This is a genomic window from Oligoflexus sp., assembly GCF_035638955.1.
Lineage (GTDB): Bacteria > Bdellovibrionota_B > Oligoflexia > Oligoflexales > Oligoflexaceae > Oligoflexus.
Genome location: NZ_DASQYZ010000207.1, coordinates 1 through 23802, shown reverse-complemented (window position 1 = coordinate 23802; position 23802 = coordinate 1). Strand labels below are relative to the sequence as shown.

Here is a 23802-nt window from a genome sequence, read left to right as displayed (position 1 = left end):
TTTGGGTATTTACTGGAGACTCCGTGACAGATCTTTCGCTCAAGCAGCAGGCTACCCATCTTTACATGCGGGATGGGCGTTCGGTGTTCATAGTCGCCGCGTTCTCGGTCTCCCTTTTGATTCTAGCTAGGTCAGGGCTCGACCTTTACTTTGCTCCTGACTTGTTCTTTCATATTTTAATGGTACGGTTCACAATAACGGCAATGGCCATCATTGGCGGTACTGTTGTAAGACGTTCGGAGAGCCTCGTCCTTTATGACCGTCTGATGATAGCGATGTCCGCCTATGTGCAGCTGGCCATCGGCTACATGATCACGATCGTGCCGGACGCCACGGTCGAGAAATATCTGCTCGGCTATGTTCTCTGTATCCTGGGCCTCGGCAGTACCCTGGTATGGCGAATCAAAAGCTTTGGGATATTCGCAGCAGCAGTGTTGGTCGGGCAGATACTTATGGGATGGGTCGCAGGCACTCCTGTGAGCCAGCTCATCTATATCGTGATCGTGACACTCTCCTCGCTTGTTATCGCGGGCGTATTTGTTGTGGTTCGGAGCCGTGTGACCATCAACAACTATTTGCAAAAACTCCTGGTCGATGAGCGTACCGAACGCCTTAACAAAATCTTCGCTTCGGTTGAAAACGCCATTGCCGTCATTGGGCCGAAGGATGGGCGCCCCACACTCTCCGACTGGCGCTCGGCGTCGTTTGATCGATCCTTTGCGGAGCTGAAAGGGAAAGAGATCGCCTTCGCGGACTTCATTGGTAGGTTTCAACTCTCGAGCGACCAAAAGGCCCTTCACAATACGGTCGTCCAATCCTCAATCGGGGAATCGATCCTCAACTTTGAGACAAATGCCGGAAACTTTGCCTCTCGACTGGTGCGAGTTTCGCCGGACGACAAAAAATCGATATACGATGCTGCCTACAGCCCCCTGGTCAACAAAGATGAGACAGTTACGGGCATTCTTATTTCGTTACTGGATGTTACGGATCGTCTCCACTCTGAGGAGCGAGCGCGCGAAAACGAGTTCATATCCGAATGCATGATGGACGTCATCAAGGTCGGCTATGGGAAATTTATCCGTGGTGTTCAGCAGCTATCGGAGCTGTTGGCCAAAGGTGAGCTGGCTCTTCAACGTCTTCTTGAAGCTCATGACAACGTGAGGCGAAGGATGTCGGACGAGTATTTCGCCTTTCTGCATACGATAAAGGGAAATGCCCGATCGCTTGGGTTCAATTCTATCGCAAATCAGGCACATGCCACCGAGAGTGCGCTAAACGAGATCAGAACAGGCCATATCACTTCTCGCGCCAAGGATGCTCTGCTCAGCTTGGAAATGTCCAGGCTCAGCCGTCACATGCGCGTCTATCAGAAGATCATGCAGGATATTGGCGGTCATGAGAGCAATATAACCCTTCCGCGCAAGGGCTTCAAGAAGGCCATGTCGCTGGGCTCATGGCGTGAGATTCGGGATGCCATTGAAAGAGGGGATGAGGACGCAGACGAGCTTCGGGAGTTCCTTTCAAACGGATTCATGTCTTTCAAACATGGTCTCCACGAGTTGAGCCACTCATTGGAAAAAACAGCTCGGGCGCTTTCCAAGCCCATGCCGAAGCTCAAGCTACTGGGCAACGATCCCTGGCTCACAGCCGAGGCCGCGCATGAAATTAAGGACGCTGTTATGCATGTTGCCACCAATGCGCTAGATCATGGCATAGAAGCACCTGAGGAGAGAAGGGCAGCCGGAAAATCGGAAATTGGGGAAATTGCCATAACCGCTAATCTTACGGCCGCTGGTGCAAGGATAACCATCGAAGACGACGGGCGCGGGCTTGCCATTGCTCGTCTCAGGGAAATTCTTAGCGCTCAGGGGGCTGATCCACTTCAGAGCGATATTGATGTCGCCATGTCCATCTTTCGAAGCGGACTCTCCACCAGGGAGAGTGTCACGGAGATTTCCGGGCGCGGAGTAGGCATGGCTGCCGTGAAGGAAATCATCGAAAGGCAGGGTGGGCACGTAGACCTTGCGCTTGGGGAAAAGCGTGAGGCAGGCTATTGCTCATTTGCCATCACAATTGACCTGCCGTCGTCGGCTATCTGGGGCTGAAGGATGGCCGGACAAGGCCAATCAGTCTCCAAATTCATGAAACCAAAAAGCTCCATTGGCATCTGCTTTGATGCCAACACCCAGACGCTTCCATTCAGCTGATTCGATGTTGGCACGATGCCCGACCCCTTTGCCTTCCTTCATCATTTCACACAATGGAACATGTATTCCGTGCTTCCATGTCCAGCCTGTGCCAGATGCTGAACCGATGTTTTCCTGAGTCCATCCGGCCTCGCAATTCTTGCCATAGCTGCGCTCTCTGTTCATGCAATTTTTAATGAAATAGCCGTGTCCAGAATTTGCTTGAAGAGCCTGCTCTGCAATAGCATGAAGTCGATCGTCCGGTTTGAGAGGCGCAAGGCAGGTTCGTGCACGTATGTGATTGACTGCTTTGAGGGAATATTGTCGAAGTTCTGCAAGTGAAGGCGGAGCTTCGCTCTTCCATTGTCCCTCATCAAACCCTAGGATGCGATCGTCTTTGCAAAATGGTGCTAAAAAATTTGCGTCGCACGTCCCTTGGACTGCATCGGGCGGATCTTCGTTTGCATCAGGATTTTCGGATTTATCTCGATCCGCCGGCGCGTCTTTACGGTTCGAATCATTTCCGCACGAGATCATGAAAATAAATAAGGAGAGTGACAAAAATCTTAAGTGCATTACTCGAATCCTTTTAGAGTCATTATCAGGGTTTTCACTAGGTACTCTTATCCTTAAAAAAAGGACTCGTAAAGTGTTGTATCACAAAAATAGAGTAGGAAGTGTGACCAGTTTGCGTCAGCTGTCTGCGAGCGCATACTGTTTTCCAGTCAAGAGGATTGAACTCTTGATTAATTACTTCGTGATGACTTTTTTTTCCACCGTGACTTCAGATCGTGAAATTGATCGACCCAGAGAATGAGTTCTCTCGCCAGCCCATTGCAAGACGTTGTAAGCTGCTCCCAGCTCGAAAAAAACAACGTTTTCTGGAGTTATTGGATGAAAAATTTCTTATTGATATTGATCACTCATGTTTTCTACCTAGGTTTGGCAGCGACCTATGCTCCTCATGTTATGGCAGCTGTCAAACCCGAAGCACGTGCATCAATAAACTACTATGTAAGCGTACACGGCGATGATAAGCAAAGCGGACTTTCACCTGGCGAAGCCTGGCGGAGCCTTCAGCCGATAAATAGTATGGACATCCATGACCAAGTAAATATCCTCTTGGAAGCCGGACAGTCCTTCGAAGGACCCCTTAAGTTTGACGCTCAGGATAGCCGCGATGATGATCGTTATATCAGAGTCAGCTCATTTGGGAATGGTCGGGCCAGCATCGTGGCTCCTGCTGGAGAAGCTGGAATAACTGCTTACAATATCGGGAACATTAGCATTGAGCACTTGCAGCTGCACGGAGCTGACGTCGCCAGCCGTGAAGCAGGCATCTCCTTCTTCAATGATTTGGACGGAAATGTAAAGCTTCGGAATATCATCATCAAGAATGTCGAAGTCAGCGGCTTTCGCAATGGGATCTCTATCAGAGCGTACAACCAACTCTCGGGGTTTGAGCGAGTCCGCGTGGAGTCAAGCCATTTGCATCATAACAAGGCTGCTGGACTCGAGGTTTGGGGCTACACTGACGCCGAGCTGATAGGCTACGCTCACCGCGATTTTTATGTAGCAGGTAATACCGTCCACAATAATCACGGCGATCCTGAATACTTCGCCAATCATAGCGGCAATGGAATTGTCGTCGGAAACATCGAGCGATCCTTGCTTGAATATAATCTGGCTTATGAAAACGGAGGCGAAAATCACAATTCAGGCGGTGGGCCCGTAGGAATTTGGGCCTGGGACTGCAGCCGTGTCACGATCCAGTTCAACGTCTCTCACCATAATCGAACCGGTAACTATGCTGATGGGGGAGGGTTTGACCTCGATGGTGGTTGTCAGGACTCAGTCATGCAGTATAATTTCTCGCATGACAATGACGGAGCCGGCTACCTGATGGGGCAGTACGAGGGAGCACGGCCGATGAAGAACAATATCCTGCGCTACAACCTCAGCGTCAATGATGGGCGCAGAAATTCCCTATACGGTGGGATAACATTATTCCGCCTAGGGGATACAACCTTCAGCGGCGCTGCGATTTACCAGAATACTGTATACATAGAGCCATCCTCTACCGGTCAGCCGGTTGCTTTCAGCTCGATCAGTGATGGTATTGAAAACGTGGTCGTGGCCAATAATATCTTTGTCACGACAGGTACGGTTCCCTTGCTGTCGTTGGAGCAGGGGTTTGACGCAACCTTCGTAGGCAACAACTATTTCAACACAGAAGGCAGCCCGCGCTTTGACGATCAAGGTAAAATTTTTACCAGCTTGGAGAATTGGCGCTTGGGTACGCAGCGCGAGATGTGGAATGGCCAGCCCAGTGGCCATGCCTGGGAACCAGGATTCAGTGTAAAACTTCCCATGGAGCCAAAAAGCAGGACGACCCCGACGAGCTACCAGCTGAGCAAGCTGTCGCCTCTCATCAATGCGGGTGTTGCTCTGGAAGCACTCCAATTGCCTCGGGTGAATCGAGATTTTTTTGGACATAAGATAGATGAGACCACATCGCCCCCAGATCCAGGCTTTTACGAAGCACCCATGGTGGATTCATCCTCTGCAAAATGATGCTGGCCAGGGAGCGGCCGGCTACCGGTTCCACCAGAGCCGCCGCCATACCAGCTGCATCCTTAATAGGATGAATGCTCAACGTGGTTGCGGCGACCGATGCCATCGTGGTTGCATGGTGAGCTTGTCGCAATCGTCACCGTGTCGCAAGCTGTCGACGGAAGTGCCAGGAGGTGCTCAGAATACAGACGTTTGGTGACGATATAAAAAATATGATTATGAATTGCTTCGGTTTGGTCGAGGGTTTGTTACTTGCAAAGGGTGACCTTGTGGATTCCAGGATAGTTCCCATTGGAGGTTAAGATGCGTAAGAGTAAATTCCTGCTGCCTTTCCTGTTCCTCACCCTAGTGGTTTCGGCGAACTGCAGCCGAAAGAAAAGTGAAAAATCCGCGGGTGGACGTGATGAGTCCGAAGAAAAAATCCTTTCCGGGGACGAGGACACCGACTCCGAAATTGATGACGTGACACAAGAAGTCACTGACAAGGCCATGGCGGACAAGGCGGCAGATCCTGCGGTCCTGGGCGCATCCGAAAAAGGTCAGTTTCCAGAGATCGTGAGCTCCATCTTCGGCGGCAACGGCTGTCCCTCGGCCGGAACGCCTGTGAAGGCAGTTATGGACAATGTTACCGGGCACCTTTCGCTGGAATATCCCAACCTCACGGCTATTGCAGCGGATACCACATTGTTCCGGGTTTTCTGCCGATATTCCCTTTCACTCAACGTCCCACAGAACAAGCAGCTGGTTGTCCAGCATACAGCTGATGCCAAGGTCAATATCGAAGCCACGCTCCCGGCCAGCGGCAGCACTATAAACGGCAACTATTATTTCAACAGCGATTTTGATGGACTTGCGAATTTCACCGAGATCGCTGTCCCGGCCGGCAACACTCAGAAATTGAGCCCACCGCTTAAAGCCAATGCCGTGAAATCGGGTTGCGGAACTTCAGAGATTCTGCACTTTGCTGCGGTCGCTCAGGTTCCACAAGGGACAGGTACTCTGGCGGTCAAGTCCACTGGGTCGTTCCTCTTCAAACTCGTGCCCTGCCCTTGAGGCCGCTTTAAGACACTCTTGGCTGCAGACTATGTCCACTGGGTTAGCGGGAGACTGGCAAGGATCTCCATTCAATGTGCCCTCTGTTAATGGTTGTCTGACAGGTCTGCTGGTCCCGCCGGTTCATGAGCTGGCAGGTCCCGCCCCAGCCGCCGCCACATTGTTCAAGCATAGGCCGCGCATCAATCCAGGGACCGCAACGCGTGTGGAAAAGTTTATGGTCACTCCAGGTGAAACCAAAGCCATCGGCGCTATAGACGGGAGTTTTTGAATCCTGTGGTGAAACATCCGCCTCCCCAGCCCCGGGAACCAGCTTGATGGAAAAGCTCCCAGCGGTGCAGCCATCGCTCCACATCAGACACACACGGGCCTGAAGCTTACGTCCCGGGTCCACGGCCTCGTCGAATTCTGCCGCATGAGTCTGACCCCAACCCATTTGCAACCTTTTCCACGCAGGCCCAACGGCATCCTTGAAGTCAATGGGCAGGTCGGAAGTTCCAACGAATCGCGGCACTTTGAGCTTTTCCTGCAGGCTCGCGATCTCACCCTGCTGGATCGCAAGGAGCGCTCGGAGCTGATCCATTTCCTTATTAGCAGCCTGAACGCCCGGGCCACTCGACAGCAGGAAGACGATCGCCGAAAAATAACACAGTTGGTTTGCATTCTGTCTCATCAAACTTCATCCTCTCAACGCCCCAGGTAAGACTTATCGTCGACGGCAGTAGATTTCGAGCTTGTCCACGCATCCATTCGAAAATTCCGTCACCACCTGATTATTGGCAGACAGCGACCAGTAACGATGACGCCAGGATCCCTTCGGACAGGAATCATCATCAGCGGCATCGGTACCGGTGTAAAAGGCAAAGCCCCCCCACTTCATATCTTTTGAAGGGTCGTCCGTGTAAATAAGATAAGGCAGGCGGTTATGTATCTTTTTACCTCGATTCCAGACTACGCAGGTCACTGGTTGAGGCTCTTCGCCGTTATAAATCATGGCATATTCATAATCTTTGAGCGGAAACTGGGGCAGCGAACAGACTGCTGCAATCTGGTCTATGGTTCCGCAAGGTTTCCAGCTTCTATCCATCCTCTCCAGGATGGAACTGATCTGCCCTTGTTGAAGCGCGACGACTTTATCAAGGTTATCAGCAGCGGCGCATACGCCTTCAAGGTTGGGGCCAAGACCGCAGAGCACGACCAACGCAGGGAACAGTTCCAAGGGTCTGCACTTCATAATATCTGTATTCTCCTATTCAGGCATCTGGCATAAGGCTTTGACATCAGGCAAAGCCAAAGTCAGATCACTGGTGCAATCCATAGCCACAGGGTCAAAGAATAGAGCCGGCAAAGACAGCCGCTCCTGCCGGCTCAGGGCCAAATTTTCAAAGGGATCTTTGAGGTCTTCACGATAGAGGACTCGATAGAATTGCGCGGGGATCGCCAGTGCGGCAGTCAACCGCTGGGCAGCCGGGTCATCCCTTTCTGGAAGCTGCACGACTAGCTGCGACTCCGGTGCTTCGTAGGCCTGCAGGTTATGAAGGTCGGTGTCCAGACCCACGAGAGCCGCATAGTTGTTCAAGGTCGCAGTTGAATTGTTGATCAGGCGAAGAGCGGAAACATCACCCTGAATCGCATTGCCGCTCACATTCAGATAGATGAGGCCAGGGAACTTTCGACCCCAGTGCGAAGCGCTAGCCAGGGTCTCTGAAGGGATGCTGAGTCCAGAATGCGACACATCGAGGAACTTGAGCTGATGGAGCAGGGACAGTTGTTGGAGACTTTCTTCGCTTTTCGATTGAAAGACATGAGTTTGGTTAAGATTGAGATAGCTGAGGGTGGAGCGCAGAGCCTCAAGGCCCGTCAGAGACTCCAAGGGATTCTCGGCAAGGTTGAGAACAGCGAGCTGCGTGAACTGCTTGAGAGGCAGTACGGAGCTCAACGAGTTTTGACTGAGATCAATGGAAATCAGTTGCGATCCAAATCCAAGGGATGAAGGAAGATCATGAAGGTTGTTTCGAGCCAGATTCAGTTCCTGAAGCGACGACATAACGTTGAGATCTTCCAAATCAACGCCATCGAGCCGATTGCCTGGCACGATCAGGGCCTTGAGCTTACGCAAACGGCTAAATGGTTTGAGGGTTTCAATTCCTGCGTCTGGGAGCGCCAGGGAAGCAGACTTCATGAGCTGAGCGCTATGCCTCTGGCATTTTTCCAGCGTACTCAAGTTATCCCCGACATCCTCTTGCCGGTAAGCCTTCATATAGGCAGCCACGGCCCGCGTTTCGCCCGTGTCGTCTGCGGATTCAAGGTAGTCCAAGCATGACTTATAAAAGGGGAGTTGCCTGACATCCGCCTCCGAGCCACAGCCTAGGCTATAAACTCTCGCTTTCCACTGCCCTGGAACATATTTTCGAACCAGGTACTCCTTGGATTCGCTGGTGATAGGCACCATGCGTTCAGGATCAGCAGCCAGTTCATCCAGCAGCTGAGGCGCGAAGAATCGAGCGGCAGACTCGCAGTTGAATTCCACAAGAACAGCCTCATCGGCGACCAGCCTCATCACTGGATTGCGCAGGGCAGCCTGCACGTCGTTCGCTTGTTGATTGATAATCCGATAGGCTTGGCTCGCGAACTGCGGGTATAATGCGCTGGGACACCGCAAGGTAGGCTGCTCAGCCATTTGGCCCTGCATCACAGCAGAAAATTCCGGGTCATTGGCGGTGATGATCTCCAGGCTGCCCGTCGAAGGAAGACCGAAAGCCTCTTGCAAGGCACCGTCGGTCGCCGAGCAGTTGAGACGAAAAGCCTTGCCCTGGGTTAGAAGTACGCGCATGAGGCCTTGTTCAGCATCGTGGACGCGATAAAGCCGGGCATCAAAATCCGGGTCGGACTGAGGATGGGCGGGAAGGAATAAATTCTGCGGAAGTGGCGAGGCACTGCTAAAACAATGCAAAGCACCAACATTCTCGGATCCTGGAATGTCTCCGAAACTCTCTCTCAAGACCGGGATGGCTTTTCGATCGGGCGTTTCCTTCCAGAAGGCATCGAGAAGGTTCGAGCAACCCAGTTCAAAGAGCTGCTTATCCCTGGGGCTCGACGCATTGAATCGAACCACATGATGGACTTTGTTGGCATTCTGGTCGAGAACACGGAAGACCTGGCTAAAAAGAGGAAGTCCAGTATTTTGACCAACCAGAGCATCGCAACGCAGGATGGGCTGCTCTGCGACCTTGAATAAAGCATTCAAGTCGTTCTCGGCGATAACTTCGACATCATCCGAATCCAGAAAAACGTCCCCGAAGGCTTTCAGGACAGCTTGAGGATCCCGCCCCTTGCAGTCTATAGCAAAACCTATGGTTTGAATGACGGCGGACCCGCCTGCGTCTTGCGTCTTTTGGCTCAGGATCACCACGGGAAATGTCGCAGGCAGGTCTTTGAGTTCAGTGCTCTGACGGTCGATGACCTTATACATCCTGGCTTCAAGAAGTGTTGAGTCAATCGCTGCCTGACCAAGATTGAATGCCGACGGTCCCGACGGAACATTAAGAAAAACATACCCCGCTTTTTTCAAAGGCTGGCACGCCAACGCCATCAAGACTCCGAGTATTGCAATAAGCGCTTTGTTCACTGAGCTCCTCATTGGCGTTCCTTTTCCGACCGCATCGTGCTGTCTTCAAATGCCGGTTTTGATTCGTGCAACCGTAGCCACATGAAGCAAGGATAAGACCAAATCCTACTGCACTGAGATGTTCGGCGTTTCACGTCACGGGATGGGGAAAAATCAAAGCCTCAGACGAGACTTTGTCCTCAAATCCGGACAAGTATGATCAAAAAAACGGACACGATAAAAAGTCAAAATGACTTGTTTAGAGTCGAAGCTCTGGGTTCAGGATGTCAGCCCCATGATATGGAAATTCCAAGTCAGGATAGAAGCAGGCTTAAGCCCGCAATCTGCAAATGGCAGTGGATAGAGCGAGGTAAGGTGGCAGCGAAGGGGGACCCTCGATGTCCAGTCGGCCTTTCGATCCTGGCGCGAGGGTCATTAAAATCTTAACTGAGCGGCTTACTTCTAGGGGCAGACCTCGCTCGTGAATACAGCAGCGGCGGGTGCAGAGATTAGCCCGGGAACGCTCATTCGCAACTGTACAGACCTTGTTTGACCTGGATTGATCGTGATCAGCGATTGGCCAATTCCATCCCTGGAGGTCTGCATCATTGCATTCTCAGATTTTGAGAAGTCTTTCTGAGCATAGAGGACAATATGGTCGAGGAAAGGTGTAGAATTGTCGACGCCGATTGATACCGGTCCGTTCCAGTAAATGCTCGGCAAATCTTCTTTTATTGCATTATATACGCCATAGGTGGGTGCCTGGTTTCCTTTTAGGCCAGCATAGCTTACAATTTCTGGGCGTACACTCATACATGTCGATCCACTGTTGGTTATATTGAATTTCAAATCATAAAGTGTCCCATAGTTTCCGAAGTTGTCGTTGGCTGAATCGGAAGCGAATCTGTCCGCTGCAATAGATTGTTCTTCAGATGCTATGCGATATCCGCGATAGTAATAAGGTCCTGGCAATGAAAAGTTTTCTGTAGCAGCGATTTTGCTGGCTGAATAAACTCCCATGGCTCGTCCATGGCCAACGCCCTTAAACCAGTTGATCCAAGCAACATTTCCTTTTGCTACCTGTGAAGGCACGGGTTGTCCGGCCCAGGTGGCAGCTTGAGGTTGCGCAAGAACGATAGGCGTAACGCAAGAGTCGAATCCAGTATCTATAACTTCGATGCTCAACCTGCCGTCAATATAAGAATTTGCGCCTGGAACCGCCTCAACTTGAGTATAACCGTCTCCCAACGTTATGATGCGTTCGTCGGGATTGCCAAAATAAAAGGATCGACTGACCTCGGCAGAAACGAAATTAGGGCTCCTGGTATTCCAGGGTCCTGATCGGAGGTGTCCCTTGACTTTGACTCGTGTGCCTTTAGTCCCCGTAAGGCCAAATGATATGTAGCCGTTTACTGCCATTATGTGGGCAATATACACTTCTATTTTTTTCGTAAGAAAGGGCGAGGTCGAGCCCATCTGCCAGCAGGTGTTTGTCCAGTCAATGACTTGCATGCTGGAGTTCGGTGCCGAAGCTGTGTACGGGTAGCTCGCCGTATCGCCTCGTTGAGGGTTGCCACTGAATCCGTCGGCTGATGCAACAACGCCATAGTTTGTCACAGTTTCTGGATTATTGCTGATGAACATTGAATGGCCAAGGTCATTGGGGTCGATATTAAGCGCTTGGAGTTGGGAAAGGTTTGGAAGGCCTGTGGTTGCAGGTCCAATACTGGCAGCTTGAACAGCCCATGTGCAAAACAGAGAAGCGATAGAGCCCACAAGGCCTAACGTGGTTTTCTTCATTTTGATTTTTCCTTTTCTAGCTCGCATTGCACGAATCGTATTCGCAATCTCCAAACGAGGAAAGTGCTGAGTAATACCTAATTTGCTATGAACTTGGATTCCAGGTGACAGTTGACGAAACAGTAATGGATTCGCATTCTTTGTTGTAGGCGATTTTATGGGGAAGCAGATTTTTTTTGATCACTGAGGTTTCAATTAAGTTCAGTGTGGCGTGCGACGTATACGAAGCATTGAACGAAATCTCCAGGCGGTTATCCGCCTGGAGCGTTTTCTGATGAGGTTACGGATCGCCTGTCAAACGTATCAACTTCTGGGCCGAAAATATCATGAGTAAAATCCGAGTATTCCCTATAGCGATCCCAGATCGAAGGGAGGCTATTTTCCTGTGCGAGTGCCGCAATAAGCAGTAATTTCGAAGGAAAATGACCTATGCTAGAAGACTGTGGTGCCTAAAGGCAACATTGTGGCGATAAAAGGCCTTTAACTATTTGATTTGTTTGGAAAATGTATCGAATCAACGATCTAAAATCTCCACAATGAGGCTTGAGATATACGGTCAAGAACCTCATTTCAGCGCGATAAATTTTGGGATCATGTTGGTCGCTCAAAAGATTATTCAGCGACAGTCGGTTTTGTTGAACGTATAGGCATAAAAAGGTTGGCTGCAGGCACCTAAGATAACTGGGCCGGTTCTATAAGTCAAAAATGAATAAGTAATCAGCGTTTCCAGATTCGGCTCAGGAAGTGAATCAAAAGGAATGACTTCCTGGATAGCTTCTCGAAAATCCGGGCTGTTCCTGTACGCGTCAGCAAAACATTTCCCGTAAGCCTTCGATGTCGCCGTCAACTGCGCTGCAACAACATCGAATTTACTCTGGAACGGTGCTTTACCAGTCCAACTGAAACCCTTGGATCCGCCTTCCAAGCTTGTGACACTGGCTACAACACAGCCGCCGTTGCGATAATCGCTGCCTTGTGCTCTCGCGATCCCTAGGCGTGACGCGTCGAATATCTTCGCAAGAGTGTCCCTTCCAAAACCCATTTCACGGACATAGTCGTTCGGCGTTGAACCGATGGACGAGACGGTCTGATTGTACTGCGAACTAATCAACTGGTTATCCTGTGCGACCAGTTTATCGAGTTCGGCGGTGGCAGCATCCTGCTTGCCGAATACATAAAAAGCATAGCCACCAATACTAACCGCTCCGCCAAGTGCAACCCAACCTGCGATGGCTTGCCAACCAACGACCAGGCCGGCCAGGGCAGGCGCGATTTTTTGCTCCGAATTGTCTTGAGACTGATTTTGTCCATCGGAGCAACTCATCTGAGCGAAAGCTATGCCACAGACCAAAAGTGTAGAAATGGTTTTACGATACATACTTTGGTTTCCCTGTATTAAGTTGGAAAGAGTTGCAATGGCCATGCAGGCCACATTGCGGAATTTATAATTCAGCGTAAATATAGCGGCTGATTATGATCATTTCAATGTCTGTGGGCGCTACAGAACGCAATTAAAGTCTCTCGGTGTAAACTGGCTTTTGACAAGTTGATCAGAAAGGAATTTCATGAAAATAGTTGGATTGACTTTCGTGGGATCAACTCGGCTCTGACGATGGCAACTCCTCTATCCATCTTTGCAGTGCTTTATGGAACGTGAATCGGATGGATGAATTGATGGCAACGCTTCTGTCTTCCTCGACATAATAAGATACCGCGCCCTTCTGGAAGCGGACCGGGCCCGCACCATCCCACACGAATATGTCAAGCTTCTGACCATCGGCGTAGCCCTGCGTTGAAAGGGACGCTATCACTCCGGGTTCGGAGGCTGAGACGAAGGCTTGCTCGAAGATCGGAACAATCATGCTGTCAGTCTGATCCAAGTAACGAAAGCCTTGGCCCTCTCGAACTTCCACCTTAGCGTATAAATTATTGCTGAACAGCGGCATGCCGATAGCAGCAGGGCTACAGGCGGCTTCGGGAGCCCGAACATTTTCGAAGCGGTTGTTCTCGATCAAAACATTTTCCAAAACAGTCGCGCAAGAAAATATGGCTGTCGTCTGCGTTGAGCTATTTGTCAGGTTTCGGACATTATTCCTGCGTATCTTGATATTTTTGCCATGCTGGTAGAAATAGAAAAGGTACTTCGGATTGATAAAATCATTCGATTCGATCGTGATATTCTGGTTCATCCCGTTCGGGCTCAATGGGCCTCCGTTGTACGAAGAAGTCTGGATGCCGCCGCAATTGATGAACTCATTGTGGAGTATATCCACGGGCCCACCGACGCCACCGGCGATCAGAAAGGCAGAGCCTGGACAGTTCTCAAAGCGATTCGAAGTAAAGATATAAGGCTGAGTTGACAGATCGCCCTGGGCCAGAGCGATGGCTCCATCTGCCTGTGCATCATGAAATCTGTTGTTCCTAAACTCAGTGCCCTTGGCCGCGAAAAGCGTTCCGATCTCAATCCAAAACCTGCCCTTGCCGAATTCAGAATCTTCGACGATAGAGCCTATGGCTGGAGTTACATTGTATGTGGAAGCGTTGGTGTCCTCTGACTTAATGCCTCGAATAGTGAGCTTACCCATTCCTGCGCCTCCATTGTAGATGACCTCGCCTTTATAGGAGTGAACCCAGATTCGTTCGAGGGTCACGTCATCGACGTGATCATTAGCGGCGAGTATAATACCTTTATGCGTGATGTCCCAGCCGTCCCCAGTCACAGGGTCGGCGGGCCATCCATAATTCCCTGTAAACCCCGAGCCGCCATCCAGCTCAAAGTCCCGAAGCACAATATTTTTACGTGCCGGAAGCGAGGCCGTTCCGAGGATTTGTATACCATTGCCCCTAAAAACCGCTCCGTCTCGCAACACCCATTCACCGGGGGTACGGAGCCGAGTCCCACCGATGCCAGAATCCATACCAGCTCCCCATATCGTGACGTTGTCGACGTCGATGATCACGGACGATCCCCAGCCACGATCGGGATTGGTGGCGAGGAAAAAACTACCAGATGGCAGACAGACAACACCACCGCCTGCCCGGCCTGCATCCGCGATGGCCTTATTGATAGTATCCGTGTTCGAGCGTTGTGTTGCCTTGGACATATCGTCCGCAATAAAGGGACCAAAGTCTCTTACGTCCCTGGAGCGTGACTCACTGATGCAGGCTGTTGGCAGTGCATTCTTTTTGAGTAAGGCGCGTCGTGAATCGTGGGTTCCGTGGATTGTACCCGTACCCACAAGCAGAGTGGAAAGCACGGCGAGCCATAGAATCGCTCCTCTATGATTCAGCAAAGAACGGTGCATGAACAGCTCCTTTGATGGCGGCAATGGGTCGAGTCAAATAAGGTAGCCGAGTCAGGCAGGATTATGAAGCTGCTTTACAATCATGAGGTTCTGGTGGAATGGTTAGACCCAACATGGCCTCGCTGCCTTAAAAAAGATGTGGCTAGACTCGACCCTATAATAAGAAAGGGAACCTATGCGCCAGAGACTCGGAGAAAACCGACTGCTTCAACGATCCCCTTGGCTTGGAGTGGTACTCAGTATGCTGACAACGATTCAAGCTTGTTCAAAAGACTCATCTCTTCCCGGCATGACAAACCCGGCGCCGAGCAGGGGTAGCGTGAATGCAGACACTTCACTCAATTCACTGGACGTCATTGTTAGTGATATGCTGGCGCCTCACGAGGGTCTTATGCACGGGGTCCCTGCTTCATACAGCTGGAGCGCAAAGCCACGGGTGGGCATGGGAAACGACGCGGGAAGCTGGACAGCACTGACAGCCTGGGGACAGGTTTATGAGGCTGCTGAAGGGTCAAGAGCGGTGAATACCAGGGTGGCGCTTCGCAACTCTGCAGCATACTTTTTAAGCAAAGCATCGAAGACCTGGAAAAGAATTCAATTCAGTGACGATGTTGAAGGTGCCGCCTACCGTGAAGATTTCAGTGGAGATTATAATCAACCAGCGGATATTCGTCGTGAAGACGATGGTAGCATCTCCGTACCTGTCGGCCATGGGTTTAACTTTCACTTTTGGCCCCGTGGTGGCCGCGCCCCAATCGATCCCAACGATATTGGGGGGATTTTCACGACGTTTCAGGCAAGGCTGGTGTTGGACGATAAGACCAAGCCCGATGACCGCCAAAATGCTCGGTTTCTGGCAGGTTCAGGCGCTGATTATTGGCTTAACCCCTATTCGGTCTGGGACGACTGGAAGACCAATGGAGATGTGGGCATTGGTCGCATGCGTTTTGTAGAATCGACGTGGGCTAGTTATAATATGCATAGTTTAACGGAACAGGAGGTCCGCGATAACCCTCCTCCGATAGAATGGTAATGAGATGGCTTAGGGGGAGCAGCGACGCCATATGAGGTCGATTTCAGGATCCAATTCTTCTGAATCGATGGCGAACGAACCCTCGGCGCTCGGAAATTGCTTTGACTTGAAATTTCTCATGACGAGACTGGTGCTAATAGTAAGGTGTGGTTCCTTGTCACAGGGCGACCAAAGTTCAGTGGAGGTGGATGTGATGAGCCCGAACTGATCAGTATAGACATAGAGACCGGACCAAGGACCATTTTTTTGGAGTGAAAGTCGTGGCGAGGCCGCCTGACGTTCAAATTGGAAGTCGGTGTAAAGGGTGGAACTCACTCCCTCGTCGATGTCCATGTATCCGGCATAGCGGAAGGATCCGAGCGTGAACTGCCAGCCGATGGGAACGTTGAGTTTGAGCCGCATTGCGCATTGGGACCGACCATACGATAGGGGAAGATCAGGGCCTAACTCGACCTTGAAATCATCGTAGATGAATTTCAGGGCCGTCTTATCTTCCGAAACAGACGCTGGCATGTGTACCCATGAACACCCGCCGCCGGCGAAATTGATTGACTTGATGCTGACCGGTTCATCCGGTACCAGCTCGCTGGCGAAAGTCGAAGTGGCAAGGCTAAGGGCGCTAAGAAGGAGACTGGGGATAACACGCTTGGAACGTAACATGTTGCTGACCTTTCAAGCCAATGGAGGAGTGATTCCAATTTCTCCTTTGCAGGGTTTGTACCAAGCTTGGGCCGCATCTATCAGGCATACATGATGTGTGGAGGGCTTGATATCATGATCTCTCGTTGTCCTGGCGGGAGTATAAGATGGAAAAAGATCTGCCAAGACTTGCTTAGTTTCGGCCTTTGGGAGTTCTGCGACGAGGGGATACGCCCCCGCCGGGTTACTGCCTTAACTCATAACGCAACCCAACCTGAACCCAGGCATCGAAGCATACTATCATGCCCCTCTCTGGCTAAAATAAGTTGGGTTCGTCGTACAAGTGTTTTGTACTATGTCCTTAGTGCCATCGATAAAGACACAAAGAGTGCTCTTTTTATTTTGGAGCTGAAATTCAGTCCCGGATTTCGGTAAGAAGCGGAAGAGTTCCGCTGTATCTCCATCCCGTCGGCAGGCCCACTGATGTATGTTAGCATTCGGAGTCGTCAACCCTGCATTTACGTAAACACATTTACTGCTATGCTTGGCTACCATTCTGAACCAGGTATCGTCCACATATTCAAGACTAAAGGTCTGATTATCAGCTGCATTACAGGTAAAAGCACGTATATTCGCACCATCGACCGTTGATGCTGAAAACACATTCATACAATCGCTTTGAACAAAAAAGACTAGATTTTCAATCAATTTCACCGTCGGAGTAGGTTGCTTCGCAACCGGTGGAACGACGGCTGGCTTGGGTGGCGTGGACGGCATCTCGAGTTTTTTCTTTTCCTCTTCAAGCGCCTGCTTATCAGCAAGCGCCTTATCGAGCTCCATTTGGATTTTCGCCTTTTCTTCGTCGGACATGCGCTGAGATTGTTCAAGCTGATCCTGTAGGTTCCTGATATTTGAATTGACTTGATCCAAATCCTGGCGAATTTCGGCTGGGTCGTCTGCAGACTCAGCTTCAATGGTCGCGCGCTTTGCGCCACAAGCTGCGAGATGAAGCATCAACGTTCCAAGGATCATAGACTTGCTGAGCATAACACCATCCATTGCAAAGTTTACCCATGACGTCCATGACAGCTAGCAATTATGAGTCCAAGTGCTCAAACCGTTTAAGACCCTATAAGCATTCAAATCAACTTTTGAGAAGGCGTCGTCGTCCGCAAAGCGCGTCGTCAGGAAAAAGTTCGATTTATTAATTTATGATGCCGATATCCAAGAGCAACAATGCCCTTCTATCATCGAGTTACGCGATCGAGCACGTGATGTGCGATTCATTCCAGTATGACATTCATCACGCGAAAAATATTTATGCAGCCGATTTGTTGGACGCACTGAGCATGCCACTCTCATCCATCGGCACTAAAAAAAATATTTTTGGCAAGAACGAACATTACTCTCAATAACTTGGGATCATTCTGAGTGGGTCAGTTGCTATCTCTGCCAACGAAAAATAGGGTTGGATTCCGATCGCACAGAGCAGTGGCTGGAATCTTGCTGTGGTGTTGCCGTTGCCGGGTTACGGCTCAAAGTTGCTTTCACCAAGGAGCATTTATGAAACAGCGCAGCAAGTTGATCCTGAAGACACTCATCATGGTGACCATCGCATTATCAGCCACTCATTGTAAACCACAGACACCCGATTCCGATGTCAAAAGATTTGTAAGCCATGCAAATGTCAATGGAGCCAAGCTCATACTCTGGTCCGTTGAGAAGAAGGATAGCAGCGGAAAGATTGTGCTTGATTCTTTTGGGCACAAGTTGCGTTGTATTTATTATAAGGAAGGTCCGGCCGGCATGACTGACACGGAATTGATGAGAACTTCCCAACTTTTGACTCCGAAATATCTGTCCGATGGTTATCTTCTTATGCAATTGCAAAGGCAGAAACTGGCAGCGTTGAAAGGCTATGTGACGGGATCTATCAGTGTCCCCGGTAAATGCTCGCTCGAGGTGCTCATGAAAGCTGATTTCAGTCCTTGTATCACTAACCTCCTGGAGGTAAAGAGAAAGGCCGTGGATTTTGCTTCAGCTGAAGAAGCACAAATTCTTATTATGCAAGGTAAACTTATGATGGGCACCCAGTATCCAGTGGTGGAACCGATTCTTAGACAAGCTGTCCTGGCGACCAAGGCATCTGCATTTCAAGGGTTTAGTGGAGTCTGTCCGAAAGTGTCGACTTTAATTAGGTAATTCTGGCCATTCCCATCAACTGGCCAATGGCTTTCCATGGACGGATCGCAGCATGTCGCCGGGGTCATTGGTCCCGACCTTTTCTCGAAAATATCTTCCTAAATCAACAAGCTAGACTGTTCCAAGGTCACTTATTCGGCGAAGAGCGCCTCACGAACCTAATCACTAACCTGATTAATCTTGGATAACGCTAACTTAGGCTACTTATTAGGTCAGCGGACCAGATAGATGTTGGTTCCAGAGGGGCAGGATCAAGAGATAAATCTGGGAAATTCCTGCCATAAGAGTATGGCCCGGAGATTGAAAGAAGATGATGATAATCGCAGCTCAAAATGAATTCCGGGACACCAATTATGAACGGATACTGATCCTTATTATTGCATATTGAATTTCCAGGGGTGAATCCAATCGTACTGTTATCTGGAGGGGCGTATGAGACATTACGGGCTGTTCATTTTCTCAGTGGTTTTGGCCGCATCTTGTGGGACGGGTAGGCCAAACTCATTGACTGAAGAACTCGAGAAAACAGTGACAGAAAATAGAGAGCTCGGTCTGGAAGTTGACCGGCTTCGGGATGAGCGTTCGCGAATTGCTGGAGAGCTGGATATTAATAATGAAAAGGCAAATCAGCTGGACGCCTATATCGAGGATTTGAATGTAGCTGGTTCCCAGGCGCAGAATGCCTATCAAACTCAGCTGGAAGCTCAAACGCAAGCTTTGGCTGAAACTGAGGCTGACCTTGCCAAGCTGAAGGTGGAGCTGGACAATGCCCCTACTCCTGAAGAGCAGAGCTTAACGCAGCAGAAGATCATCGATCTTGAAACCAGGAGCAAAAAGCAGGATGCTGATGTCGTATCGCTCAAACAGTTGTTGGAGGCTTCCAGGACAGGGGAAGCAGCTGTGGCTAAACGACTAGCTGAAGAAATTAGAAAAGCCCGTGACGTTTATGATGAGCAGGTTGGTAAGCTCGAAGGTATGGAGGCCGCCAACGCGAAATTGACAGCGGCTCTGGCTACACGGCAGGATGCCAATCGTAAACTTCAGGACAAGGCGGCCCAGCTGGAGGTGAAGAACTCTGAACTGAGAAAGCAGCTCGGCGCTGCCAGCTCTCGGATCAAGCAGCTGGACACTGCCCTTACGAACCTAAAAAACCGGTATACTGAGCTTAAGAGCATTCATGCAAAGACCACAGAGGATCTAAGCAAAACCAAAATGGATCTGGGTGCGGCCAGAGCCAGCGCTGCGGCATTGCAAGCTGAGCTCAATGCCCTCAGGTTGAAGAATAAGCAGCTGGAAACCAAAAACAAGGAACTGGAAGCGGAAGTGCAAAAGGCCAGGGCTGAAGCCGTTCAGGCGCGAGCAGAAGCTGAAAAAGCCAAGGCTGACGCAGCAGCTGCTGCCACGTCTGCGACGAAGTCATCAGATGGAATTAACTGAAAACTGCCCTCACGTGTATTGATCATTCCAGGATTCTTTGTAAAGGATCCTTTGGATATTCTAGTAATTCTTTGATATCACTCAGGCAAAAATTATTGACAGTCCTGGTAACAGTTCTGGCTCCGGGAGGTGTTGAGTCTCATGGATCCGTAGAGGAGTGCTCATTGGATATCGAACAACTCTATAAGCAATACGCTCCGATGGTATATAGGCGCTGCCTACGGCTTCTCGGAAACCAGGAAAGAGCCAGGGAAGCGATGCAGGATGTATTCGTGAAGGTCCTGACAGCCAAGGGGCAGTTGACCGACGCAGCTCCATCGGCATTGCTGTATCAGGTCGCAACCAACACCTGCCTTAACATCATCCGCTCATCCAGGAGTCGGCCCGAGGTTCCTGATAGTGACCTGATCCTGACCATAGCGCAGAGCGATTCCGAAGAGGAGCAAGCTGTGACGTCGATATTCGTCAAGACTTTAATGCGAAAACAAGTTCCATCAACGAGCTTGATAGCCGCCCTTCTCTTTCTCGACGGGTTGACTCTGGAACAGGTGGCTAAGGAAGTTCATCTTTCCGTCTCAGGAGTTCGGAAACGACTTCGAAAGTTCAAGGATGAAGTAGCTAAGGAGAGGCTTCAAGATGGCTGATTACAATAATAAGCAAAGTCAGGTTCCGCAGCTCGACCTCGAACGCTGGTCAACCGGAGACTTGAATGATCATGACAAACAAAAGTTGACGCTCCGCTTTGGCGAAGAACTGATCCTGGCCGAGCTTCGCAAGCTTGAGCAGGAAAACAAAGACTTTTGGCTGCAAAACCGTTTCGAGGATGGAATTGAGGATCTCAAAGGGAGGCTTCGGTCCGCGAATCACGCGAACAAGCCAACTTTTCCTAGGTCTAGACGCGTAGCGCCATTCATTTTTCTGCCGTTGGTGCTCCTAGCAAGTGTGCTTCTGTTGCTTATCCCGCAGCGTCTTTCTATCGACTCAGATACGATACTGGTGAAAGGCGACAACGCCCATCTTCTCATTTTCAAAAAAACCTTGGACGGGGCAGTCAAGCTAAGTCCAGGGGATGTGCTCAAGCCCGGAGATGTCGTACAGCTAGCCTACGAAACGCGTGAAGCTGGTTACGGGATGATCTTCTCCGTAGATTCCCAGGGGATTTGGACGCAGCATTTTCCGGAGGGTCCGTCGCAATCGAACGAGCTTAAGACCGGAGCCCGCATGTATCTGAGCTCAGCTTATAAGCTGGATGCATCCCCGCGGTTCGAGCGGTTTTACTTGATTCGATCCCATCAAGCGTTTGATACACCAGCCATGGAAAGAACGCTCCGTAGCCTGACTGTGAAAAAAGACTATGAAGGGCTCGAACATCTGCCCATCGACAAGGGTTTTGAGCAGTCAACGATCCTAATCAAAAAAGGAAATCCATGAAGGGATTTCGCCTAAGCTTCATTTTGTTTCTCGCGTTGATACCGTTCGCAAGCTTGAGCGCTGCGAAGGATGGGCCGCCGAGACGCTACGCTCTGGTGGTCGGAGCCAACAATGGTGGCCTCGATCGCCCGAAATTGCGCTTCGCCGACCGTGATGCTGAGGCATTCGGGAGGCTGCTGGAGCAGATTGGAGGCGTCAACCAGGAGGATATGCGGCTTCTCCGCGATTCAACCCGTAAGAGTCTGCTCCAAGGCCTGGCGGAAATCGGCAAGCTGATGCAGCAAACCAATCGGCCGAGTGAATTCGTCTTTTATTATTCGGGACATTCCAATGAGAACGGCTTGCTCATGGGTAACGAAATCTATAGTTACTCAGACCTTAAGGCTCGCATCCAAGGACTCTCAGCCAAGGTCAAGGTCTTGGTTCTCGACTCATGTAACTCAGGGGCCCTCACAACGACAAAAGGGGGTACAAAACAAGAGGCTTTTCTTTTCAGCGGGGTCCACCAGAGTTCTGGCTTTGCCATTGTAACCTCGAGTTCTGCCGATGAAGCTTCACAGGAATCAGAAAGACTCAATGCCTCGTTTTTCACTCATTTCCTGATATCGGGCCTGCGGGGAGCAGCTGATTCCAATCGGGATAAGCTCGTGACTCTCAATGAGGCTTATCAGCATGCCTACTCGGAAACGCTGCAGCGGACAGCAAAGACCCGGGTGGGAGTCCAGCATCCTTCTTATGATTTTCAATTGAAGGGGCAGGGTGACCTCGTCCTTACCAATTTACGCAAACCCAGCTCGTCTTTGGAGGTGCCGAGGAATTTGGTCGGGCGATTCTATTTGAAGGCTCTCTCCGGTTCTTTTGTGGCTGAATTTGACAAAAAGGGGCCTGATCCTCAGATCCTGGCTCTTGAGTCGGGAACTTACGAATTGATACAGAGTTCCGGTGATCGGTATTTTGTCGCTCGATTTACCCTTGCTGATAACCAGCGCGTATCAGTGGGTAATCTCAAATTGCTCGAAGTGCCTGCTGAGCAGGTCATGACACGCGGCGACGAGACCTATCCTGTCTTTCTGGAAAAGACCCTCTACCGGTTTAGCCTCTGGCCAGAGCCATACGATCCAGGTCATTTTCAGGATAAACGCTATGCAAATATCCACGTCACGCCCTTAGTGGGATCCATCCCAAGAGTCACCGGTGCCGGTATCGGACTGGTTGGGCATGTGAGCGAAGAAGCTGAAGGCGTCATCGCTGCTTTAGGTTTTAGCTATAATCATCGGACCGTATACGGGCTTCAGTTGAGTGGTGGTTTCAACTCGACCGATACCATCAAGGGTCTGCAATTCGGTTCAGCGAATGCCGCGAGACAGACCATCGGCGGCCAGCTTGGATTTTTCAATTCCAGTGGAGAGCTGCGCGGTGTCCAGTTTGGTCTTGTGAATATAGCTGGACCTGTCACAGGGTTTCAGATAGGCCTCGTCAATGTTTCAAATACGATCGAAGGCCTATCTCTGGCTCCTGTGGTTTTTATCCGAAGTGGAATTTTCAGGATGGAATCGTGGACTGACTCGCTGGGTTTTGCCTACCTTAGTCTCAGCACCGGACCTCGATATTATTATACAAGCCTGCATTTCGGCAGCAACGGCAAGTATCCAGCAGCCGGGTTTACCTTTGGTTTCCGCTTGCCTTTGGCAAGTAGCTCCTTGAACATTGACGCCGGAACTTATTTGCATCGGGACGAGCAGCAAGAGAAGCCGAAATATGAAGCGAAATTCCTGTCTGTGAGGCGTTTAAGATTATTTTATCACATGCCCATTGCGGAGCATTATGCCCTAATTCTCGGGGTGTCTGAGGTCAGGCAGATCTTTTCGCACAAGGAAATCTCACGCATTGATCCCCAAAAATCTCTGACGTTCGAATCTTCAGATCAAGGTGATTTCGAACGACGTCATCGAGGGTTTGTGCTGGGATTCTCTTACCTATTTGTCGGAGGTGCCTGATGAAAGGACTATGGATGACCTTGATATTGCTCGGGGTTTCATTACCAGGGTTCGCCAACGATCAAGCGATCTCTATCGCAGCGGCGCCTTTGTCGCTAGCTGCACTCGAAGAAACCAGTCTGGATCTGGCCCTGGGATACGAGACCCGTTACGCACCCGGTTTTTCTTTTGTTTATGAATATGGCCTTCTGCAGTCGTCATCACCTGGAACAGAGTGGGGTGATACGGCAGCTTTGTCCACTGTTCATATGCACAAATTCTTCTGGGGTGGGCGGCAAAGACTTGAAGGCGGGCTCGTCATTTGGGGCGGAGTTTCAGCTTTCCAGGCAGATGGGTATTTTGATCTGAGTAACAGTCCTTACCCTTCATTCCATAGCAGGCGTTTCAAGGCCCGGGGGCTCTTTGCTGAGTCTGGTGTTGGCCGCCAATGGGATATTCACGAGAATCTGCATTTCGGAATTGACTGGCTGGCTTTTGCATGGCCTCTGACATCGACAACTAAGGTCTCAAAACCCGACACTCGTGCCTCTGATGT

General features: G+C 50.4%; 19 protein-coding genes. 10 read left to right on the top strand and 9 right to left on the bottom strand.

The genetic code is table 11. The annotated features are described in order from the left end of the window. Positions 1–23 precede the first annotated feature (23 nt). Positions 24–2108: an ATP-binding protein gene (locus VE954_RS18995; RefSeq protein ID WP_324955635.1), complete on the top strand. Its 2085-nt coding sequence runs from the start codon at positions 24–26 to the stop codon at positions 2106–2108. Between the two features lie 21 nt (positions 2109–2129). Here the strand turns inward: VE954_RS18995 and VE954_RS18990 are convergent, their stop codons facing one another. Continuing rightward, a complete protein-coding gene (locus VE954_RS18990; RefSeq protein WP_324955633.1) occupies positions 2130–2765 on the bottom strand; it encodes a CAP domain-containing protein in 636 nt (211 codons plus the stop codon). Positions 2766–3083: 318 nt separating this feature from the next. Between VE954_RS18990 and VE954_RS18985 the strand changes: the two genes are divergently transcribed. After that, positions 3084–4763, top strand: a complete 1680-nt coding sequence (locus VE954_RS18985; protein ID WP_324955631.1) for a right-handed parallel beta-helix repeat-containing protein — start codon at positions 3084–3086, stop codon at positions 4761–4763. Between the two features lie 303 nt (positions 4764–5066). After that, complete coding sequence (locus VE954_RS18980; protein ID WP_324955629.1) at positions 5067–5816, top strand: DUF4360 domain-containing protein; 750 nt, start codon at positions 5067–5069, stop codon at positions 5814–5816. A gap of 43 nt (positions 5817–5859) precedes the next feature. Here the strand turns inward: VE954_RS18980 and VE954_RS18975 are convergent, their stop codons facing one another. From VE954_RS18975 to VE954_RS18950, 6 genes are all read right to left on the bottom strand, one after another. Beyond that, on the bottom strand, positions 5860–6489 hold the full coding sequence (locus VE954_RS18975; RefSeq protein ID WP_324955627.1) for a hypothetical protein: 630 nt from the start codon (positions 6487–6489) through the stop codon (positions 5860–5862). A gap of 33 nt (positions 6490–6522) precedes the next feature. Continuing rightward, positions 6523–7050: a hypothetical protein gene (locus tag VE954_RS18970; protein ID WP_324955625.1), complete on the bottom strand. Its 528-nt coding sequence runs from the start codon at positions 7048–7050 to the stop codon at positions 6523–6525. A 15-nt stretch (positions 7051–7065) separates the two neighbouring features. After that, positions 7066–9444, bottom strand: a complete 2379-nt coding sequence (locus VE954_RS18965) for a hypothetical protein (RefSeq protein WP_324955623.1) — start codon at positions 9442–9444, stop codon at positions 7066–7068. 441 nt (positions 9445–9885) lie between these two features. Beyond that, positions 9886–11223 (bottom strand): hypothetical protein, encoded by a 1338-nt coding sequence (locus VE954_RS18960; RefSeq protein WP_324955621.1) that lies wholly within the window; start codon positions 11221–11223, stop codon positions 9886–9888. A gap of 616 nt (positions 11224–11839) precedes the next feature. Next, entirely contained in the window at positions 11840–12601 is a 762-nt protein-coding gene (locus VE954_RS18955; RefSeq protein ID WP_324955619.1) for a hypothetical protein, read from the bottom strand. A 217-nt stretch (positions 12602–12818) separates the two neighbouring features. Further along, positions 12819–14528: a right-handed parallel beta-helix repeat-containing protein gene (locus tag VE954_RS18950; protein WP_324955617.1), complete on the bottom strand. Its 1710-nt coding sequence runs from the start codon at positions 14526–14528 to the stop codon at positions 12819–12821. A 241-nt stretch (positions 14529–14769) separates the two neighbouring features. On the opposite strand from VE954_RS18950, the gene VE954_RS18945 reads away from it, so the two are divergent. Then, positions 14770–15561 carry a hypothetical protein gene (locus tag VE954_RS18945; protein WP_324955616.1) on the top strand — a complete coding sequence of 264 codons (792 nt, stop codon included), beginning with the start codon at positions 14770–14772 and terminating at the stop codon, positions 15559–15561. Positions 15562–15570: 9 nt separating this feature from the next. On the opposite strand, the gene VE954_RS18940 is transcribed toward VE954_RS18945, so the two are convergent. Next, complete coding sequence (locus tag VE954_RS18940; RefSeq protein ID WP_324955614.1) at positions 15571–16221, bottom strand: DUF4360 domain-containing protein; 651 nt, start codon at positions 16219–16221, stop codon at positions 15571–15573. A gap of 279 nt (positions 16222–16500) precedes the next feature. Next, positions 16501–17247, bottom strand: a complete 747-nt coding sequence (locus tag VE954_RS18935; protein WP_324955612.1) for an RICIN domain-containing protein — start codon at positions 17245–17247, stop codon at positions 16501–16503. Positions 17248–17802: 555 nt separating this feature from the next. On the opposite strand from VE954_RS18935, the gene VE954_RS18930 reads away from it, so the two are divergent. From VE954_RS18930 to VE954_RS18905, 6 genes are all read left to right on the top strand, one after another. Beyond that, on the top strand, positions 17803–18402 hold the full coding sequence (locus tag VE954_RS18930) for a hypothetical protein (RefSeq protein ID WP_324955610.1): 600 nt from the start codon (positions 17803–17805) through the stop codon (positions 18400–18402). 528 nt (positions 18403–18930) lie between these two features. After that, positions 18931–19839, top strand: a complete 909-nt coding sequence (locus tag VE954_RS18925; RefSeq protein WP_324955608.1) for a hypothetical protein — start codon at positions 18931–18933, stop codon at positions 19837–19839. 164 nt (positions 19840–20003) lie between these two features. Next, positions 20004–20483: a sigma-70 family RNA polymerase sigma factor gene (locus tag VE954_RS18920; RefSeq protein WP_324955606.1), complete on the top strand. Its 480-nt coding sequence runs from the start codon at positions 20004–20006 to the stop codon at positions 20481–20483. Next, complete coding sequence (locus VE954_RS18915) at positions 20476–21270, top strand: hypothetical protein (RefSeq protein WP_324955604.1); 795 nt, start codon at positions 20476–20478, stop codon at positions 21268–21270. Before VE954_RS18920 ends, VE954_RS18915 begins: the two co-directional genes overlap by 8 nt. Further along, positions 21267–23267, top strand: coding sequence for a caspase family protein (locus tag VE954_RS18910; protein WP_324955602.1), 2001 nt, complete (start codon positions 21267–21269; stop codon positions 23265–23267). The genes VE954_RS18915 and VE954_RS18910 overlap by 4 nt, the downstream gene beginning before the upstream one ends. Further along, positions 23267–23802: hypothetical protein (locus tag VE954_RS18905; protein ID WP_324955600.1), on the top strand; the 536-nt coding region annotated here is incomplete at its 3' end. The genes VE954_RS18910 and VE954_RS18905, both read left to right, overlap by 1 nt.

Excerpts from the sequence above, each read along its gene's own strand:
- VE954_RS18910 (WP_324955602.1), top strand. The coding sequence starts at position 21,267 with ATGAAGGGATTTCGCCTAAGCTTCATTTTGTTTCTCGCGTTGATACCG.
- VE954_RS18970 (WP_324955625.1), bottom strand. The coding sequence starts at position 7,050 with ATGAAGTGCAGACCCTTGGAACTGTTCCCTGCGTTGGTCGTGCTCTGC.
- VE954_RS18985 (WP_324955631.1), top strand. The coding sequence starts at position 3,084 with ATGAAAAATTTCTTATTGATATTGATCACTCATGTTTTCTACCTAGGT.
- VE954_RS18990 (WP_324955633.1), bottom strand. The coding sequence starts at position 2,765 with ATGCACTTAAGATTTTTGTCACTCTCCTTATTTATTTTCATGATCTCG.
- VE954_RS18975 (WP_324955627.1), bottom strand. The coding sequence starts at position 6,489 with ATGAGACAGAATGCAAACCAACTGTGTTATTTTTCGGCGATCGTCTTC.
- VE954_RS18960 (WP_324955621.1), bottom strand. The coding sequence starts at position 11,223 with ATGAAGAAAACCACGTTAGGCCTTGTGGGCTCTATCGCTTCTCTGTTT.
- VE954_RS18950 (WP_324955617.1), bottom strand. The coding sequence starts at position 14,528 with ATGCACCGTTCTTTGCTGAATCATAGAGGAGCGATTCTATGGCTCGCC.
- VE954_RS18915 (WP_324955604.1), top strand. The coding sequence starts at position 20,476 with ATGGCTGATTACAATAATAAGCAAAGTCAGGTTCCGCAGCTCGACCTC.
- VE954_RS18945 (WP_324955616.1), top strand. The coding sequence starts at position 14,770 with ATGCTGACAACGATTCAAGCTTGTTCAAAAGACTCATCTCTTCCCGGC.
- VE954_RS18955 (WP_324955619.1), bottom strand. The coding sequence starts at position 12,601 with ATGTATCGTAAAACCATTTCTACACTTTTGGTCTGTGGCATAGCTTTC.
- VE954_RS18930 (WP_324955610.1), top strand. The coding sequence starts at position 17,803 with ATGGTGACCATCGCATTATCAGCCACTCATTGTAAACCACAGACACCC.
- VE954_RS18980 (WP_324955629.1), top strand. The coding sequence starts at position 5,067 with ATGCGTAAGAGTAAATTCCTGCTGCCTTTCCTGTTCCTCACCCTAGTG.
- VE954_RS18935 (WP_324955612.1), bottom strand. The coding sequence starts at position 17,247 with ATGCTCAGCAAGTCTATGATCCTTGGAACGTTGATGCTTCATCTCGCA.
- VE954_RS18940 (WP_324955614.1), bottom strand. The coding sequence starts at position 16,221 with ATGTTACGTTCCAAGCGTGTTATCCCCAGTCTCCTTCTTAGCGCCCTT.